The organism is Vibrio sp. 1CM8B (genome assembly GCF_023161685.1).
GTDB classification, from domain to species: Bacteria; Pseudomonadota; Gammaproteobacteria; order Enterobacterales; family Vibrionaceae; genus Vibrio; species Vibrio coralliirubri.
In genome coordinates, this window is record NZ_JALNTU010000002.1 from 514,466 (window position 1) to 531,842 (window position 17,377).

Below are 17,377 nucleotides of genomic sequence, written 5' to 3' on the forward strand. Positions count from 1 at the left end.
GAGTAAATTTTGGAGGGTTGGCGTTTAACGTCAATCCTTTTTTATTGTCTATAACACGGCGCTAGTAGAGGTTCCCTACTCCTTCTTTCGTCAGTCTAGGGAATGACGGTCAAATATCAGTTTCGGTTTGGTTCGTCATCCTCAAGAGTGAGGTACGAGCTAATTGGGGATCTCTTACCTGCGAAACTCCAAATAACAGACACAAAAAAGCGGAGCCAAATGGCTCCGCTTTTATCGATAGAATGCAAAAAGAATTACTTCTTAGTAAGCTTCTCTTTAATACGAGCTGACTTACCAGAACGCTCACGTAGGTAGTACAACTTGGCACGACGTACTGCACCACGGCGTTTAACTTCGATGCTATCAACCATTGGAGAGTGAGTTTGGAACGCACGCTCTACGCCTTCACCGTTCGAGATCTTACGAACTGTGAATGCAGAGTGTAGACCACGGTTACGAATAGCGATTACAACGCCTTCGAAAGCCTGTAGACGCTCACGGTCACCTTCTTTTACCTTAACCTGAACTACAACAGTGTCACCTGGTGCGAATTTAGGAAGGTCTGATTTTAGTTGCTCTTCTTCAAGAGCCTTGATGATGTTGCTCATTTGTATAAATTCCTAGAATAAACTGATACTAAATTTAATAGGTTACTGCTTGCTTTTCGTTAAGAGCGTTGCTCTTTAATGAATTCAGCCAGTAATTGTTCCTGTTCGTCAGTCAGAGCTAGGTTTTCCAGGAGTTCTGGTCTTCTTAGCCAAGTTCGGCCCAACGATTGTTTTAATCGCCAGCGACGAATGTCCTTATGGTTTCCAGACTTGAGTACCGATGGCACATCTTTATCGTCTAGAACCTCAGGGCGCGTATAATGGGGACAATCTAGCAAACCATTTGCAAAAGAATCTTCTTCTGCTGAAGCGAAATCTCCAAGTACACCCGGAACAAACCGAGATACTGAATCAATCAGCGTCATGGCTGGCAGTTCGCCACCCGTCATCACAAAATCTCCAATCGACCATTCTTCGTCAACTTCAGATTGAATGATGCGCTCATCTACCCCTTCGTAGCGACCACAAATAAGAAGTAAATTCTCGTTTGTTGCCAGCTCTTCAACACCTTTCTGGTCGAGTTTACGACCTTGAGGTGAAAGATAGATAACTTTCGTCTTTCCCGGTGCTGCTTGCTTGGCCGTTTTGATAGCGTCGCGCAAAGGCTGAACCATCATTAACATGCCAGGACCACCACCGTAAGGTCTGTCATCAACAGTGCGATGTTTATCATGAGTGAAATCACGAGGATTCCATGTCTCAATAGATAAAAGACCTTTTTTAACCGCTTGACCTGTTACTCCAAAATCAGTAACAGAACGGAACATTTCAGGAAAAAGGCTAATAATGCCAACCCACATGTGTTCTCTCGCTCTGTAATTTGGAGTTAGAATCCAGGATCCCAGTCAACTTCGATCCGGCGAGCTTCGCGATCAACTTTCTTGATCACTTGCTCTTCAAGGTACGGTACTAACCGTTCCTTTTGGCCAAAAGCATCTTTAAGATTTGCTTTGATTACTAGAACATCATTCGAGCCAGTTTCTAATAGGTCAGTGACCTTACCAAGGTCGTAACCTTTAGTAGTAAAAACTTGCATACCGAACAATTCGCGCCAGTAGAATTCATCTTCTGACAATTCAGGTAACGAAGCAGGGTCAATAGCAATTTCAAAGTTAGTCATCAGTTGCGCGTCTTCACGAACATCTAATCCCGCTAGCTTACATACATAACCTTGGCCATGACGTTTCCAGCTCTCAACTTTGTACTCAACCCACTTACCCTTTTGGTTTAAATACCAAGGGCTGTAATCAAATATGCTTTCAGCATTGTCTGTGTAGGAGAACACTTTAAGCCAGCCACGAATACCATAGGTAGACCCAAGTTTACCCATGACAATTCTATTGTTTTGCTCGCTCATAGTTTCTTTACCCTTCATCGACATAAGCTATTTCTCTTTAAAAAAGAATTAAGCCGCTTTTTGAGCGTCTTTAACTAGCTTAGCTACACGATCAGATAGAGATGCGCCTTGACCAACCCAGTGGTTAACACGATCTAGGTCTAGACGTAGACCTTCTTCTTGACCTTGAGCAGTAGGGTTAAAGAAACCTACTTTCTCGATGAAACGGCCAGTTGCAGCGTTACGGCTATCCGCAACTACGATTTGATAAAATGGGCGCTTCTTTGCACCGTGACGTGCCAAACGAATGGTTACCATGTCGTCCTCTTTGCTTTCTTAATAAAATAATTAACCCCAAGTATAAGTAAATAGCTTGGGGTCTCGTGCCAAATTAAAGCCCCGGAATTTTACTCTTATTCCGGTGCAATGCAAGGGCTTTAGCTATTTTTTCACCAACATAGCTGCCGTACACTTTCTGTGACACGGCTAACACTATGAAAAGTAACGTAGCTAAAGCTTACATTTGTAGATTATCGACCAAACGGGTTAAAGCCACCACCCATTCCGCCCATACCTCCACCGCCGCCCATCATGCCTTGCATGTTGCGCATCATGCCTTTCATGCCACCTTTCTGCATCTTCTTCATCATCTTCTGCATTTGGGTGAACTGCTTAAGCATACGGTTTACATCTTGTACCTGTGTACCAGAACCAGCGGCAATACGCTTTTTGCGTGAGCCTTTGATTAGGTCAGGGCGTTGACGCTCTTTCATGGTCATAGAGTTGATGATCGCTTCCATTTGCTTGAACATCTTGTCATCAACTTTATCTTTAACGTTATCTGGTAGCTGAGACATGCCTGGAAGCTTATCCATCATGCCCATCATTCCGCCCATGTTTTGCATCTGACCTAGCTGTTCACGGAAGTCTTCAAGGTCAAAGCCTTTCTTCTCTTTGAACTTCTTAGCCAGTTTCTCTGCTTTCTCGGTATCAACGTTTTTCTGCAGGTCTTCAATAAGAGACAGTACGTCGCCCATACCTAAGATACGAGAAGCAACACGATCTGGGTGGAACGGTTCTAGTGCGTCAGTCTTTTCACCAACACCCAAGAATTTAATCGGCTTACCTGTGATATGACGAACAGACAGAGCAGCACCACCACGCGCATCACCATCAACTTTCGTCAAGATAACACCGGTTAGTGGTAACGCATCACCAAAGGCTTTTGCAGTGTTCGCAGCATCTTGACCTGTCATTGCATCAACAACGAACAGTGTCTCTACTGGTTTAATTGCAGTATGAAGCTCTTTGATCTCGCCCATCATCTCTTCATCGATAGCCAAACGACCCGCAGTATCGACAAGTAGCACGTCGTAGAATTTCTTCTTCGCGTGGTCGATTGCAGCGTTTGCAATATCAAGAGGTTTTTGATCAGCTGAAGATGGGAAGAAGTCTACGCCAACATCGCTTGCTAACGTTTCAAGCTGTTTGATTGCCGCTGGACGGTAAACGTCGGCAGACACAACCAAGACTTTCTTCTTATCACGCTCAGTTAGAAGCTTAGATAGCTTACCTACCGATGTGGTTTTACCCGCACCTTGTAGACCCGCCATTAAGATAACGGCTGGCGGCTGCGCTGCTAGGTTAAGAGCCTCGTTAGACTCACCCATCACCGCTTCAAGTTCAGCTTGAACGATCTTAATGAATTCTTGACCAGGCGTTAGAGATTTAGAAACCTCAACACCCACAGCGCCTTCTTTTACGCGCTTAACAAAATCGCGGACAACGGGCAGTGCAACGTCGGCTTCAAGTAGCGCCATACGTACTTCACGCAGCGTCTCTTTAATGTTGTCTTCGGTCAGACGACCTTTACCGCTGATGTTCTTCAGCGTTTTGGATAGACGATCCGTTAAATTATCAAACATAGTTTTCTCTTCGCTCAAAACTGCGACTATTACTGTGAGTATACATTAGCGCGGATTAGAGTCATACCCGTTGTAGAGCGTTAATCATCCGTGCTTGTGATGTGAGACATTATTCACTTGGAATTGAATGAGGTTCGCCATAGCCCCAAAGAGCGATGCGAGGTATAATTCGCCAATTAATAATCATTAAAATGGATACCATGGACAGTCTTATTGCGATCGCAGCAGCCTTTCTTTATACAATGGCGATTTCCACGATCATTCCAGGTCTCGTGCACCAAACAGGAATCCGTGTAAAAACGGTGTTTATCAGCGCATTACTTGCTCTAGCTTTCCATGCTTGGTTGCTTGGCGATTTGATTTTTAATGCCAGTGGCCAAAACCTCAGTATCTTGAACGTTGCTTCATTAATCAGTTTAATCATATCCGTGGTAATGAGCGGTGCAATGCTCAAAACCCGTCTGTGGTTTATCTTGCCCGTCGTTTATAGCTTCGCTGCGCTAAACTTGATGGCTGCCACTTTTCTTCCAAGCACCTTCATCAAACATCTAGAGAATGACCCAAAACTGCTCGTGCACATCTCTTTGGCTCTATTCTCATACGCAACGTTAACTATCGGTGCGCTATACGCCCTGCAACTTGCTTGGCTAGATCACAAACTTAAAAAGAAAAAAGCCTTAGTGATAAACCCTAACCTACCTCCTTTAATGATGGTGGAAAGACAGCTTTTCAAGATCATTCTGATTGGTAATGGCTTATTAACGGGTACTTTGTTGACGGGTCTCATCTTCGTGCAAGATATGTTTGCTCAAGGAAAAGCACACAAGGCTGTGTTGTCTTTTATCGCTTGGGTTATCTACTCCATCCTTCTATGGGGTCACTATCAGAAAGGCTGGCGTGGACAGAAAGTCACTTGGTTCGCACTGGCCGGTGCCAGCATGCTCACATTAGCCTACTTCGGTAGCCGCTTCGTCCAGGAAATCATCCTGAACTAGTCTGTAAAATAAAGGCAAGGTCTCACATACCTTGCCTTTAAAATATTGAGTGCAATACATTCAATTGACATCTCGACCATGTTCGGTCATAAATTAATCAAGATACACAAATAGGAAAAGAATAGTTTTGGACGACATATCAACGGGTATCTTATTTGCGCTACTCGCGTGTCTCATTGTAATTTCTGGTTATTTCTCTGGTTCCGAAACGGGCATGATGTCCCTGAACCGCTACCGTTTAAAGCACTTGGCCAATACGGGTCATAAAGGTGCCAAACGTGTAGAAAAACTTCTGAACCGCCCAGACAGATTGATTGGCCTCATTCTCATCGGCAACAATCTCGTCAACATTCTTGCATCTGCGATCGCTACTATTCTTGGTATGCGCATCTACGGGGATATCGGTGTGGCTATCGCTACTGGTACCCTGACTCTCGTGATCCTAGTATTCGCCGAGGTAACCCCAAAGACCATCGCTTCTCTATTTCCTGAACGTGTCTCTTACGCGAGTAGTATCCTTTTGATGATACTGATGAAGGTGCTATCACCATTGGTGATCTTAGTGAACTTCATTACCAACGGCTTCATTCGTATCTTAGGCGTTAAAGCCAGCCATGATGCAACCGACCACTTGAGCTCCGAAGAGCTTAGAACCGTGGTCAATGAAGCCGGTAGCTTAATCCCTCAACGTCACCAAGATATGTTGGTGTCTATTCTGGACTTAGAGCACGTCACCGTGAACGACATCATGGTGCCGCGTAATGAGATAACTGGTATCGACATCAATGACGACTGGAAATCTATCGTTCGTCAATTGACCCACTCGCCTCATGGCCGCGTGGTGCTGTACCGTGACCAAATAGATGAAGTGGTCGGCATGCTTAGGCTGCGTGAAGCTTACCGCCTGATGCTTGAAAAGAACGAATTCAATAAAGAGACACTGCTGCGTGCCGCAGATGAGATCTACTTTATTCCTGAAGCGACACCACTCAACATTCAGCTACTTAAGTTTCAACGCAATAAGCAGCGCATCGGCTTGATTGTTGATGAGTATGGCGATATCAACGGCTTGGTTACATTAGAAGATATTCTAGAAGAGATCGTAGGTGAGTTTACCACTTCAATCGCCCCAAGCTTGTCTGAAGAGATCACGCCACAAAGTGATGGCAGCTTCTTGATTGAAGGCAGCGCCAATATCCGAGACATCAACAAAGGCTTACAGTGGGCACTGCCTACCGATGGCCCAAGAACCCTGAATGGTTTGATACTGGAACACCTTGAAGATATTCCAGAGAGTCACCTGAGTGTTCAGGTTGCCAGCCACCCAATGGAAATTGTTGAGCTTGAAGAGAACCGCATCAAACTAGTGCGCGTGTTCCCACAGATCGTGAACGGCTAACTGAGTTATCACTGAATCTCTGTCTCGCCCTAAAATACGTTGACGAAAAAGGCCCGGTTCATTGAACCGGGCCTTTTAATATCTAACTCACCTCATCAAGGTGAACGAACAACGACTAGTCGATTTTAAGCTCTTGCAGCATAGATTCTGGCAGTGCCAGTTCATCATTCTTGTTTACAGAAATACCTGCAGCGATGATCGCATTCGCGATCTCTTTCGCTTCATCCAAAGAGTGCATTGCTGCGGTACCACATTGGTATTCGTTCAGCTCAGGGATCTTATTCTGGTTCTCAACTTTCAGTACGTCTTGCATCGCTGCCAACCAACCGTCAGCCACTTGTTGCTCTGTAGGCGTACCAATCAGGCTCATGTAGAAACCCGTGCGACAGCCCATCGGTGAGATATCGATGATCTCTACATCTGAGCCGTTCAATTGATTACGCATAAAGCCAGCGTATAGGTGCTCTAGAGTATGGATACCTTTCTCAGATAGGATGTCTTTGTTTGGCGCAGTAAAACGCAGGTCAAACACAGTGATGGTATCCCCTTTTGGGGTTTGCATTGTTTTAGCAACACGAACTGCAGGTGCGTTCATGCGTGTGTGATCAACAGTGAAACTATCTAATAAAGGCATTGCTCTTCTCCATGACGGCTGGCTTTAGAAAAACCAGCTTCGATTGTCTTCTAGTTCTTTGCGGCACTGCTTCAGCTGCCATCCATAATCTTTTGCTTGCTGTTCAACTTTACGCGCCACCTTAATCAGCGATGGCTTGCTGTTGTATGACTTGCGCTTATAACCACCACGGCCTTCATGATAAGCCAGGTATTGGTTATATGGGTCCCATAGTGAGATGCCCAATTGACGACGCGTCTCGCTGGTATACCAACCGATGAACATCAATGCATCATCAAAGTTGGTTCTTGAGCCACCGTTATTGGTCGCCTTTTGGAAATCTTCCCAAGCAGGGTCTTGAGCTTGTGCATAACCGTAGGCACTGCTTACACGCCCCCACGGTATAAAGCCAAGAATGTAATCTTTAGGTGGGCGCGCATCATGACGATAGCTACTCTCTTGTTTCACAAAAGCCATCGCAACGTTAATCGGCGTTCCCCACTCTTCTTGCATATCCAAGGCATCTTCATACCATGAAGGGTGCTCTCGAAAGATGCTACACAAATTATCTTGCTGCTTTGGCGGTGGCGTTGCACATCCAACCAATAGGCTAGAGACAACACCAACAGTCACTACAGGTAACCATTTACTACTCACACGAGTAGGCTGACCTAATAAGGCTTGCTTCCTTTCCACCAAAGTCTCGCTATGCTTTTAAATACGAAAAATAATCCGCTAAGAAGCTATCAAAATCTTGAGTGCTTGCTTCTTCACTTTGTTGCTGAGCAATCACAGAACGTTGAACTTCTGCTTCCATCAACTCAGCTGAATACACTTTGTATTGGTGAGCTTTGTGTTGCTGAGCGTACGTTTTACCTAACGCGCAACCCACTTTACCTAAGCCACCCAGTTTTTTGGTTTCTTCTAATAACTGGCCAGAAATGGTCAGCTCTGGGTTATCAATCCAAGCTTCAAGCGTATCGCACGTTTCTTGGTATGCACGACCACCTTGTTCAGCGTCCATCATCTCGGCAATAGAGCGCAGATCTTTGAAGACACGCTTCGCCCAATCTTGCAGAGACAATCGCTCACCATGACAACCGATTTGCAGCTCTAGACCAACCTGACGACCTTCTAGGATCACCTTGTTCCAGTTATCGCGCCAGCATTCAAGCTCGCAGTTATCCATCTCAGCAGAGTCCGTTAGCACACTCCACGTTAGGAATAAGTCTAGGAAGCGAACCTGCTGCTCATTGATACCAATTGAGCTGAATGGGTTTACATCTAAAGAGCGAACCTCAATGTACTCAACACCACCGCGAGCCAATGCTTCAGATGGTTTTTCACCACTCTTCGCCACACGCTTAGGACGGATTGGAGCATAAAGCTCATTCTCAATTTGCAGTACGTTGCTATTCAATTGACGGTATTCACCATCAACCTTAGTGCCAATCTCGGCGAATTCTTCTGATGGTGTGCGAATCGCTTGATTCAAACCTTCAAGGTATTGGTCTAGGCTGTTGAAACCAATCTTCAATACGCTTTGCGCACTGTTGGTGTAGCCAAGATCACTCAGGCGCAGTGCCGTTGCTTTTGGTAAGTACAGTGTCTCGCCAATCTTTTCAAAAGGCAGGCTTGTCTCTCTTCCTTTGATGAAAGAAGAACATAGCGCAGGTGAAGCACCGAAGAAGTATGGGATTAACCAACCAAAGCGGTAGTAGTTACGAATCAAACCGAAGTAAGCATCTGACTTAGATTCACAACGCGCTTCTTCTGTTTGCTCTCCAAACAGGCTATCCCAAAAGCTTTCTGGGAAAGAGAAGTTGAAGTGAACACCAGAGATAATCTGCATCAGGCTACCGTAACGACGTTTTAGGCCTTCACGATATAACGTCTTCATCTTACCGTTGTTAGAGGTGCCGTATTGCGCTAGCTGAATGTAATCTTCACTGCCAACGTAACAAGGCATAGAAAGCGGCCATAGTTTTTCGCCGTCTAACTTGGTTTGCGTGAAGTGATGGATATCAGACAACTGATTCAAAAGCGTCGGAACGTCGTTAGAAACAGGCGTGATAAATTCCAGTAGCGACTCAGAGAAATCGGTCGTTACCCATTCGTTCATCAACGCAGATCCCAAAGCCTCAGGGTGCGGCCCAGTAGCAAGGTGCCCATCTTCCGTGTAGCGTAATGTTTCCCTTTCAACACCACGACCAAATTGAGAGAAGGTCTTAGGGTTGGTTGCAACTTGCTTTAGTCGCGCAGCAAAATCAGTCAAAATTCAGTTCACTTATCTTATATTGTTCTGATTAGAACTATCATAAATTAGGTTGGAGGAGAAAAGTAGAGTCTCTTCCCTCCCCCTTTAATGTGTACTCTAACGAATGATTTCAAGCTCTTCTATTGGAATATCTAACTTTTCTAATTGCGGGCGAAGCGAAGTCGCGTCACCAACAACGATTATTTGATAATCATTCGGGTCAAACCATTTCTTAGATAGCTCGTTTAAGGTCTCTTTTGAAACCGTTTCAACTATCTGATTACGCTGTTGTAGGTAATCTTCATCAAGGCTCAATGCAACAATATTACTCAACAACCCAGCCTTTTGACTTGGCGTTTCGTATTTAAGTGCATCTTGTTGACCGACGGCAAGGCGCATAAATTTCACCTCTTCGTCAGTTAATCCACTCTGACTAAACTCATTCAGCTCATTAATAAACTCTTGAATCGATGGAACCGTCGCATTCGCTCTTACCTGCGCGCTAAATACTACTGCGCCAGTTTCTCGAGTACTTGCGAAGTAGCCGCTTGCACCGTAAGTGTAGGCTTTGTCTTCACGTAGATTCTGGTTGATACGGCTATTGAAGTTACCTGCTAGGTTAAAGTTAGCCAGTTGACTCAAATACAGTTCACCCGTCGCATCAAACGGCAGGCCTTTGCGAACCAAGCGAACAATGCTTTGCGGCGCACCCGGTTTGTCGACTAAGTACAGGTGCTGACCAGAAAGCTCTTTGACGATCTGTGGACGCGTTAATGGTGCCGCATCGCCTTGCCACTCTTCAAAGAATTGTAGCTGTTTCCCTACCTCTTTCTTCGAGATGTCTCCCACAACAACAATATTGGCACCTTCTGGTGTGTAATGTTGCGCATAGAATTTTTTCACATCGTCTAAGGTCAATTTCGATAGAGATTCCTTAGTGCCATCACTTGCGCGAGCAAAAATACTGTCACCAAACAGCACTTCACGGGTTGCTTGAGAAGCCATCCAGCTTGGCTGCTGATGCTGATACACAACGCCTTCTAGCATCTGTTTCTTAACGCGCTCAAAATCTTGCTCATCGAACTTAGGCTCGAATAGAACCTCTTGCACAATCGCTAAGGTTTGAGGCAAGTCTTTCTCTAGCGCCGAGACTGAAATATCTGTGGTGTAGCTGCCCGCACTAATGCTCACACTGCTACCAAGTTTATCTAAGGTCGCCTGTAACTCTTCAACGGTTCGTTTGGTTGACCCTTCTTCCATCATCGAAGCCGTTAGGTTTGCTAGGCCTTCTTGCCCTTTACGAACATAACGCTCGCCAGCTGGAAGTTGAATCTGTAGCTGTACTGTCGGTGTTTCGCTGGTCACAGTACCAATCAAGTCCGTGCCATTTGCAAAGTGCATGCGGTACAACTCTGGCATGGTCGCCTCAACACCAAAGTTCACTTCTGGCATTACACTTCGATCAAAGGTATTCGGTGCCTTTCTGAAGTCCAGTTGGTCTTCCGTCACCTTGCTGTATTCCGGCAACGTACGTGGTGGCGTGGTAAAAGTCGCTTCACGAACCGCTAAATCGAGTTTTTTCTTAGGAACCACACTCAAGGTAACCTTGTGCTTACCTTCGATGAAATCTTGGTATACCTTGCTCACGCTCTCAGGCGTCACCGCTCGGATTTGATCGAGTTGTGATTCAATGCGATCAGGCTGACCATAGAAGGTTTGGTTAGACGCGAGTTGCGACACCTTACCTTTAACGCTTTGCAATGCAAAAACGGCATTCGCTTCTGCCATGCCTGTGATCTGGTCTAAACGCTCTTGTTCAACACCCTCTTTCGAGAATTGCTCTAGGGTATCCATCAGCTCTTTATTGAGAACCGTCAAATCGCCTTTTTCACCTGAGTTGCCCATTGCATACACGTACATGGTACAAGCAAGCTCAGCACAATCATGGAAAGAGCCAGCGCTGACGGCCTTCTGCGTTTTTACGAGGTTTTGATATAGGTAACTGTTGGTACCTGAACCTAACACGTTAGACAATGCATTCAGGGAAGCTTGCGTCTCTTCACCGCGATACGTTGTTGGCCAACCCACAAGCACCATCGGCTGACGAATATTGTCTTCTAAGGTGATGTACTTATCTTCAGTCAGAACAGCAGGTTGCTTCTCTGCTGCCTTCACTTCAGGACCTTGAGGGATCGGGCCAAAGTACTTGTTAACCCACTCTAGCGTGTCATCAACGTCGATATCACCACCAATCGTTAACACGGCATTGTTTGGGCCATACCAACGCAGGAAGAACGCTTTAAGATCATTCACGTCAACACGGTCAAGATCTTCAACATAGCCGATTGGTTGCCAAGAGTAAGGGTGACCTTCTGGGTAAAGCGCTTCGCCCATGCGTTCCCACATCAGGCCGTAAGGACGGTTTTCATAGCTCTGCGCTCGCTCGTTTTTAACCGTGCCTCTTTGCACCTCAAATTTCTTCTGAGAAACTGCATCTAACAAGAAGCCCATTCGGTCTGACTCTAACCACAACATTTTTTCAAGTTGGTTAGAAGGAACAGTTTCAAAGTAGTTGGTGCGGTCACGATTGGTCGTACCGTTTAACGAACCACCCGCTTCGGTAATGATCTTAAAGTGCTGTTGGTCACCAACGTTCTCAGAACCCTGGAACATCATGTGCTCAAAGAAGTGAGCAAAGCCCGACTTACCAATCTCTTCACGTGCTGAACCGACGTGATAAGTTACATCAACATGCACTAACGGATCGGAATCATCAGGGGAAAGAATAACGGTCAGGCCGTTTTCAAGCTGATACTTGGTGTAAGGAATCACCACTTTATCTTTAGAAGGCTTAACCTCTTCTAACAGAGTGACACCTTCAGGTAACGAGGAAAAGAAGGGCGTTGAGCTAGGTACATTGTAAGAACAGCCAGCAATGGCGATAAGAGAAAATGTACCAAGTAAAACCTTTTTCATAGGTTCTCCTTAGAAAAAACCGAAGTAGATAGCAGCAAGTAAGCTATAGCGAGCGGCTTTGCCAATCGCTATCAAAATAACGCTAGGGATGAATTTCATTCTTAGCCAACCCGCCGCTAGACACAAAGGGTCACCAATGATCGGTAACCAACTAAATAACAGTGTCCAGTAGCCATAACGACTCAGCCAAGCCATAGCCTTATGACCATGCTTTTCAGATTGAGTTCGATTAGGCAACCACAAACCAATCCAATAGTTAGTCAGGCCGCCTAAGGTGTTGCCGAGTGTCGCTATGAGAATAATCGACGATGTTGAGAATTGATCTAGGCTCAATGCGGCAACAAGACTGGCTTCTGAACCGCCGGGCAATAACGTGGCACTTAAGAAGCCACTGATGAAGAGTACCCAAAGCGCCGAGTCAGAGAACCACAGCGCTATGTTTTCAAAAAGGGAATTAAAGAACTCTAGCACTGCCTATCAGCCTTCTTGCATTTTAAGTAGCACCTTGCCTCTGGTGTGTCCGGTTTCAACCTGTAGATGCGCCGACTGCGCTTCATCCAATTGGTAGATACCTTGAATTTCTGTTTTAAGCAATCCAACACTGACCATGTAAAGCATGGTGTCCATTTGCTCTGGGTTTGGCTCAACCAGCATGCCTGATGCAGTAAAACCTAGTAGTGTGGCTTTTTCGCAGATCAGTTCTGCAGATAGAGTCGGAACGGTCACTACTCTTGCGCCATCTTTCAGACACTTCAATGCATCAAGCGCTGTATCGCCACCGACCAAATCAATCAACACATCAACATCAGAAACTCGTTCTGAAGCAGGGGCAAATTTATAGTTGATCGCATGAGCGCCAAGCGTTGCAAGATAATCAAGGTTGGCTTCGCTGCAGGTGGTGTAAACCTCGGCTTTTGCAGCCACTGCAATTTGAACTGCAAGATGACCAACGCCGCCCGCGCCCGCTAAGATAAGCACACGATCGCCTTCTTTCACCTCAGCTTTATTGAGTGCTTGAGCTGCTGTTTGGCTAGCAAGTGGTAATGCCGCTGCCGCTTCTAGGGTGACAGAGTCAGGAACCATGCTGAGTGCCGCTTCTGGCACACACACATATTGGCTGTAGCCGCCACCTTGCAGTGGGAAACCAATAAAGCCTGCCACGTTATCACCAACAGTAAAGCGTTCAGCCTGTTCGCCTAGCGAGACAATTTGCCCTGAAATATCGTAGCCAGGCACCCAAGGCAGGTTATCTTTGTTTTGTGCTGCCGCCCAACCAAGGCCTGCACGGGTTTTGACATCAATCGGATTAATGCCTGAAAAGGAAACTTTAACCACCACTTCTTCAGCCTTAGGCTCAGGGATCGCACTGGTTTGAATACTTAGGTTTTCGACGCCGCCGAATTGAGTAATCGCAATCTGTTTATTTTCCATTTCCACATTTCCTTGATTGATAAAAGCCCTAGTGAGCAAGCACCCTAATTAATAAAAAGAAAGGGATGCGAAAGCATCCCTTTGACTATAAACCATTTAATAAGGCTAAGTTAACCGCTCATTCGTAAATTGACGACCAATTAACGTAACGATACATGACCCAGCAAATCCACTAGCCCACGAGAGCTAATAGAATACCCGCCGCAACCGCACTACCAAGTACACCGGCTACGTTCGGGCCCATTGCATGCATCAACAAGAAGTTCTGAGGGTTTGCCTCAAGACCAACCTTGTTCACAACACGTGCCGCCATTGGAACCGCTGATACGCCAGCTGCGCCAATCAGTGGGTTGATGTCCTCTTTCGAGAATCGGTTCAACACCTTAGCCATCAATACACCACCCGCCGTACCGATACTGAACGCGACCGCACCCAAACCTAGAATACCCAATGTTTCTAAGTTCAAGAACGTATCCGCTTGAAGCTTAGAACCAACCCCTAGACCTAGGAAAATAGTTACAACGTTAATCAGTTCGTTTTGAGCTGTTTTTGAAAGGCGATCAACCACACCCGCTTCACGCATTAAGTTACCCAAACAGAACATACCAACTAAAGGTGTTGCTGAAGGTAGGAACAAAATCGTCATCAGTAGTACAGCAAGCGGGAAAAGAATCTTCTCTGCTTTGCTAACGTGACGAAGTTGAGCCATCTTAATTTTGCGCTCTTCAGGAGACGTTAACGCTTTCATGATTGGTGGCTGAATGATAGGAACCAAAGCCATGTAGCTATAAGCCGCTACTGCAATGGCACCTAAAAGATCCGGAGATAACTTACTCGCCAAGAAGATCGCAGTCGGGCCATCGGCACCACCAATGATCGCAATTGACGAAGCATCGGCCATCGAGAACTCCATTCCTGGAACATAGTTCAGCAAGATCGCACCAAATAGCGTTGCAAAGATACCAAACTGAGCCGCAGCCCCTAGCCATAACGTTTTAGGGTTAGCAATCAACGCACCGAAGTCCGTCATTGCACCAACACCCATGAAGATCAGCAATGGGAAAATACCCGTTTCAATACCAATGTAGTAAACGTAGTAAAGCAAACCACCGGGATCAGTAAACCCAGCATTTGGAATGTTTGCTAGTACAGCACCAAAACCAATCGGTAATAAAAGTAACGGTTCAAATCCTTTACGAATTGCCAAAAACAACAATAAGCAACCAACCAGCATCATACAGATCTGGCCGAACTCAAAGTTAGCAATCCCTGTTTCAGACCATAAGGTCATCAATCCTTCCATGGTACTCCCTTAGGCTAAGCTTAGTAGTGGAGCGCCTACAGTAACTGCATCGCCTTCTTTAACATTCAATTCTTGAACGATACCACCACGAGCAGCACGAACTTCCGTTTCCATCTTCATCGCTTCTAGGATTAGCAGAACGTCGCCTTCAGCAACCTCAGCACCCGCCTGAACGTTTACTTTAAAGATGTTACCCGCCAATGGAGCTGGAACCGCTTCAGCGTCAGAAGCTGCTACTGGCGCAGCCTGAGCCGCTTGAGCAGGTTTTGCAGATGGCGCTACCGATGTCAGTTCACCTTGTGGGCCAACTTCAACATCGTAAACCTGGCCATCAACCTTCACGCTGTAGCTTTCAATACCACCAGAAGCTTTTACAGGAGCTGCGGCAACTGGAGCCGCAACTTCTAGCGTTGGTGCAGGTTCAAATGCTTCAGGGTTACGACGGTTCTTAAGGAACTTAAGGCCCACTTGTGGGAAAAGTGCGTAAGTCAGTACATCATCAACCGTATCTTCAGCTAGAGAGATTCCCTCTGATTTCGCTTTCTCTAACAGATCCGTCGTTAACGTATCCATTTCAGACTTAAGTAAATCAGCAGGACGACAAGTAATCGGCTCTGCGCCATCCAGTACTTTCGCTTGCAGTTCAGCATCAACTTCAGCAGGTGCTTGACCGTATTCACCTTTCAGTAGACCAGCAGTCTCTTTCGTGATGCTCTTATAGCGTTCGCCCGTTAGGACGTTAATAACCGCTTGAGTACCGACAATCTGAGAAGTTGGTGTTACTAAAGGAATGTAACCAAGCTCTTTACGTACGCGTGGGATCTCTTCTAGCACTTCATCCATGCGATCGGCTGCGCCTTGCTCTTTAAGCTGGCCTTCCATGTTAGTTAACATGCCGCCAGGAACTTGAGCGATCAGGATACGAGAATCGACACCTTTCAGCTGACCTTCCCATTTCGCGTACTTTTTACGTACATCACGGAAGTAAGCTGCGATTGGTTCGATTTGGTCTAGTTTAAGATTCGTGTCGCGCTCTGTACCTTCTAACATCGCAACAACCGTTTCGGTTGGCGTATGACCGTAAGTACAGCTCATTGAAGAGATAGCGGTATCTAGAATGTCGATACCCGCTTCAACGGCTTTAACCGCTGTTGCAGTCGATAGACCGGTTGTCGCGTGGCTATGCAGTGCTAGAGGAACGTCACACGATGCTTTGATACGTGTAATCAGCTCTTCTGCTTCATACGGCTTTAATAAACCTGACATATCTTTAATACATAGTGAGTGACAACCTAGGTCCTCTAGGCGCTTAGCCAAATCAACCCAAGTATCTGAGTTATGAACCGGACTGGTTGTGTAAGACAACGTACCTTGAGCGTGGCCACCAACGTCGATCGTTGCTTTCACTGCTTTTTCAAAGTTACGTACGTCATTCATCGCATCAAAAATACGGAATACGTCCATGCCGTTTTTATGGGCACGTTCAACAAATTTTTCTACTACATCATCCGCGTAGTGACGGTAGCCCAATAGGTTTTGACCACGCAGTAGCATCTGCATTGGTGTGTTTGGCATCGCTTTTTTCAGCTCACGCAAACGCTCCCATGGATCCTCGCCAAGAAAACGGATACACGAATCAAACGTCGCGCCGCCCCAAGTCTCAAGTGACCAGTAACCGACTTTATCCAGTTCTGCCGCAATTGGCAGCATATCTTCGATACGCATACGAGTAGCAAATAGTGACTGGTGCGCGTCACGAAGTACCACATCTGTGATAGCTAGTGGTTTAGACATGCTCATAAACTCCTTTTTAATCCTTTAAATGCTACTTAGCAGTAGACGCACGGTATTGATGAACCGCGGCCGAAATTGCTGCCACTACCTGTGGACTAACAGCTGAAGGGTTTGATTGTGATTTTTGAATTTTTTTAGGTGCTGCGATCGGCTCTGGTACTTCTTCTGGTACCAGTTTTGACATCAACCGAACGAGGTAAACTAGAATAGTTAGGAAAATAAAGACAACGGACATCCCCGTTATCATTAGAGTCGCCGCATCTCCTAGCAGGCTTCCAATATTAGTCATGTTGCTTCCTTTCTTCGTCATCCTGACATACGTACAGGATTTCAGCGAATAGTGATCCCGACCCATGGATTATCTCGATTGGTAAAAGTTTGTCAATTTTGTTTAAGGTTCTGTTACGGATAACGCACACATAAGGTTAATTATTCGCCTATCAGATCACATAAATCTGTCAAATACGTCATTTTTAGATATTTAAACTGTGACTTAAACGGGGCTTTTCTGGGAATTGATATGAGAAAGGTGGAATAACAAAGAAGCAATCAAGAACTACTTTAAATACAACAAGTTAAACAACGAACAAATTTAACATTGTCGCAACAAATTTGCAGCAGGCATAAAAAAAGCCTCGTATAAACGAGGCTTTTTCTAATAATGTGGCGCGCTCTGGAGGATTCGAACCTCCGACCGCCTGGTTCGTAGCCAGGTACTCTATCCAGCTGAGCTAAGAGCG

The 17,377-nt window shown here is 45.7% G+C and carries 16 protein-coding genes; 2 read left to right on the forward strand and 14 right to left on the reverse strand.

Features of this window, described 5'->3' with window-relative positions:
• Positions 1 to 254: 254 nt before the first annotated feature.
• The 5 genes from rplS to ffh all read right to left on the reverse strand — a co-directional run bounded on the left by rplS (position 255) and on the right by ffh (position 3,869).
• Positions 255 to 608 carry a 50S ribosomal protein L19 gene (rplS, locus tag MSG36_RS06015; RefSeq protein WP_004735514.1) on the reverse strand — a complete coding sequence of 118 codons (354 nt, stop codon included), beginning with the start codon at positions 606 to 608 and terminating at the stop codon, positions 255 to 257.
• A 59-nt stretch (positions 609 to 667) separates the two neighbouring features.
• Positions 668 to 1,408: a tRNA (guanosine(37)-N1)-methyltransferase TrmD gene (gene trmD / locus MSG36_RS06020; RefSeq protein ID WP_019826347.1), complete on the reverse strand. Its 741-nt coding sequence runs from the start codon at positions 1,406 to 1,408 to the stop codon at positions 668 to 670.
• A gap of 26 nt (positions 1,409 to 1,434) precedes the next feature.
• The gene (gene rimM, locus MSG36_RS06025) at positions 1,435 to 1,989 is read right to left on the reverse strand and encodes a ribosome maturation factor RimM (RefSeq protein WP_048615624.1); all 555 of its coding nucleotides are present in this window, start codon (positions 1,987 to 1,989) and stop codon (positions 1,435 to 1,437) included.
• 24 nt (positions 1,990 to 2,013) lie between these two features.
• Positions 2,014 to 2,262, reverse strand: coding sequence for a 30S ribosomal protein S16 (rpsP, locus tag MSG36_RS06030; RefSeq protein WP_004410028.1), 249 nt, complete (start codon positions 2,260 to 2,262; stop codon positions 2,014 to 2,016).
• Positions 2,263 to 2,474: 212 nt separating this feature from the next.
• Positions 2,475 to 3,869: a signal recognition particle protein gene (gene ffh / locus MSG36_RS06035; protein ID WP_010435884.1), complete on the reverse strand. Its 1,395-nt coding sequence runs from the start codon at positions 3,867 to 3,869 to the stop codon at positions 2,475 to 2,477.
• 200 nt (positions 3,870 to 4,069) lie between these two features.
• Between ffh and MSG36_RS06040 the strand changes: the two genes are divergently transcribed.
• Both MSG36_RS06040 and MSG36_RS06045 read left to right on the forward strand, forming a co-directional pair.
• Positions 4,070 to 4,864, forward strand: a complete 795-nt coding sequence (locus MSG36_RS06040; RefSeq protein ID WP_019825854.1) for an inner membrane protein YpjD — start codon at positions 4,070 to 4,072, stop codon at positions 4,862 to 4,864.
• 127 nt (positions 4,865 to 4,991) lie between these two features.
• Positions 4,992 to 6,263, forward strand: coding sequence for a CNNM domain-containing protein (locus MSG36_RS06045; protein WP_019825852.1), 1,272 nt, complete (start codon positions 4,992 to 4,994; stop codon positions 6,261 to 6,263).
• 115 nt (positions 6,264 to 6,378) lie between these two features.
• Here the strand turns inward: MSG36_RS06045 and luxS are convergent, their stop codons facing one another.
• The 9 genes from luxS to MSG36_RS06090 all read right to left on the reverse strand — a co-directional run bounded on the left by luxS (position 6,379) and on the right by MSG36_RS06090 (position 16,926).
• Positions 6,379 to 6,897: an S-ribosylhomocysteine lyase gene (gene luxS / locus MSG36_RS06050; RefSeq protein WP_017056597.1), complete on the reverse strand. Its 519-nt coding sequence runs from the start codon at positions 6,895 to 6,897 to the stop codon at positions 6,379 to 6,381.
• A gap of 24 nt (positions 6,898 to 6,921) precedes the next feature.
• Positions 6,922 to 7,572, reverse strand: a complete 651-nt coding sequence (locus MSG36_RS06055) for a hypothetical protein (protein WP_017629422.1) — start codon at positions 7,570 to 7,572, stop codon at positions 6,922 to 6,924.
• Positions 7,573 to 7,582: 10 nt separating this feature from the next.
• Positions 7,583 to 9,151, reverse strand: a complete 1,569-nt coding sequence (gene gshA / locus MSG36_RS06060; RefSeq protein ID WP_061038635.1) for a glutamate--cysteine ligase — start codon at positions 9,149 to 9,151, stop codon at positions 7,583 to 7,585.
• Positions 9,152 to 9,250: 99 nt separating this feature from the next.
• Complete coding sequence (locus MSG36_RS06065) at positions 9,251 to 12,109, reverse strand: pitrilysin family protein (protein ID WP_248366709.1); 2,859 nt, start codon at positions 12,107 to 12,109, stop codon at positions 9,251 to 9,253.
• Positions 12,110 to 12,118: 9 nt separating this feature from the next.
• On the reverse strand, positions 12,119 to 12,580 hold the full coding sequence (locus MSG36_RS06070) for a YqaA family protein (RefSeq protein ID WP_210450433.1): 462 nt from the start codon (positions 12,578 to 12,580) through the stop codon (positions 12,119 to 12,121).
• A gap of 6 nt (positions 12,581 to 12,586) precedes the next feature.
• The gene (locus MSG36_RS06075; RefSeq protein ID WP_248366711.1) at positions 12,587 to 13,540 is read right to left on the reverse strand and encodes an NADP-dependent oxidoreductase; all 954 of its coding nucleotides are present in this window, start codon (positions 13,538 to 13,540) and stop codon (positions 12,587 to 12,589) included.
• A gap of 172 nt (positions 13,541 to 13,712) precedes the next feature.
• Entirely contained in the window at positions 13,713 to 14,843 is a 1,131-nt protein-coding gene (locus MSG36_RS06080) for a sodium ion-translocating decarboxylase subunit beta (protein ID WP_019825842.1), read from the reverse strand.
• 9 nt (positions 14,844 to 14,852) lie between these two features.
• Entirely contained in the window at positions 14,853 to 16,637 is a 1,785-nt protein-coding gene (gene oadA, locus MSG36_RS06085) for a sodium-extruding oxaloacetate decarboxylase subunit alpha (RefSeq protein ID WP_050651746.1), read from the reverse strand.
• 31 nt (positions 16,638 to 16,668) lie between these two features.
• Complete coding sequence (locus MSG36_RS06090) at positions 16,669 to 16,926, reverse strand: oxaloacetate decarboxylase subunit gamma (RefSeq protein ID WP_004741884.1); 258 nt, start codon at positions 16,924 to 16,926, stop codon at positions 16,669 to 16,671.
• Between the last annotated feature and the right edge of the window lie 451 nt (positions 16,927 to 17,377).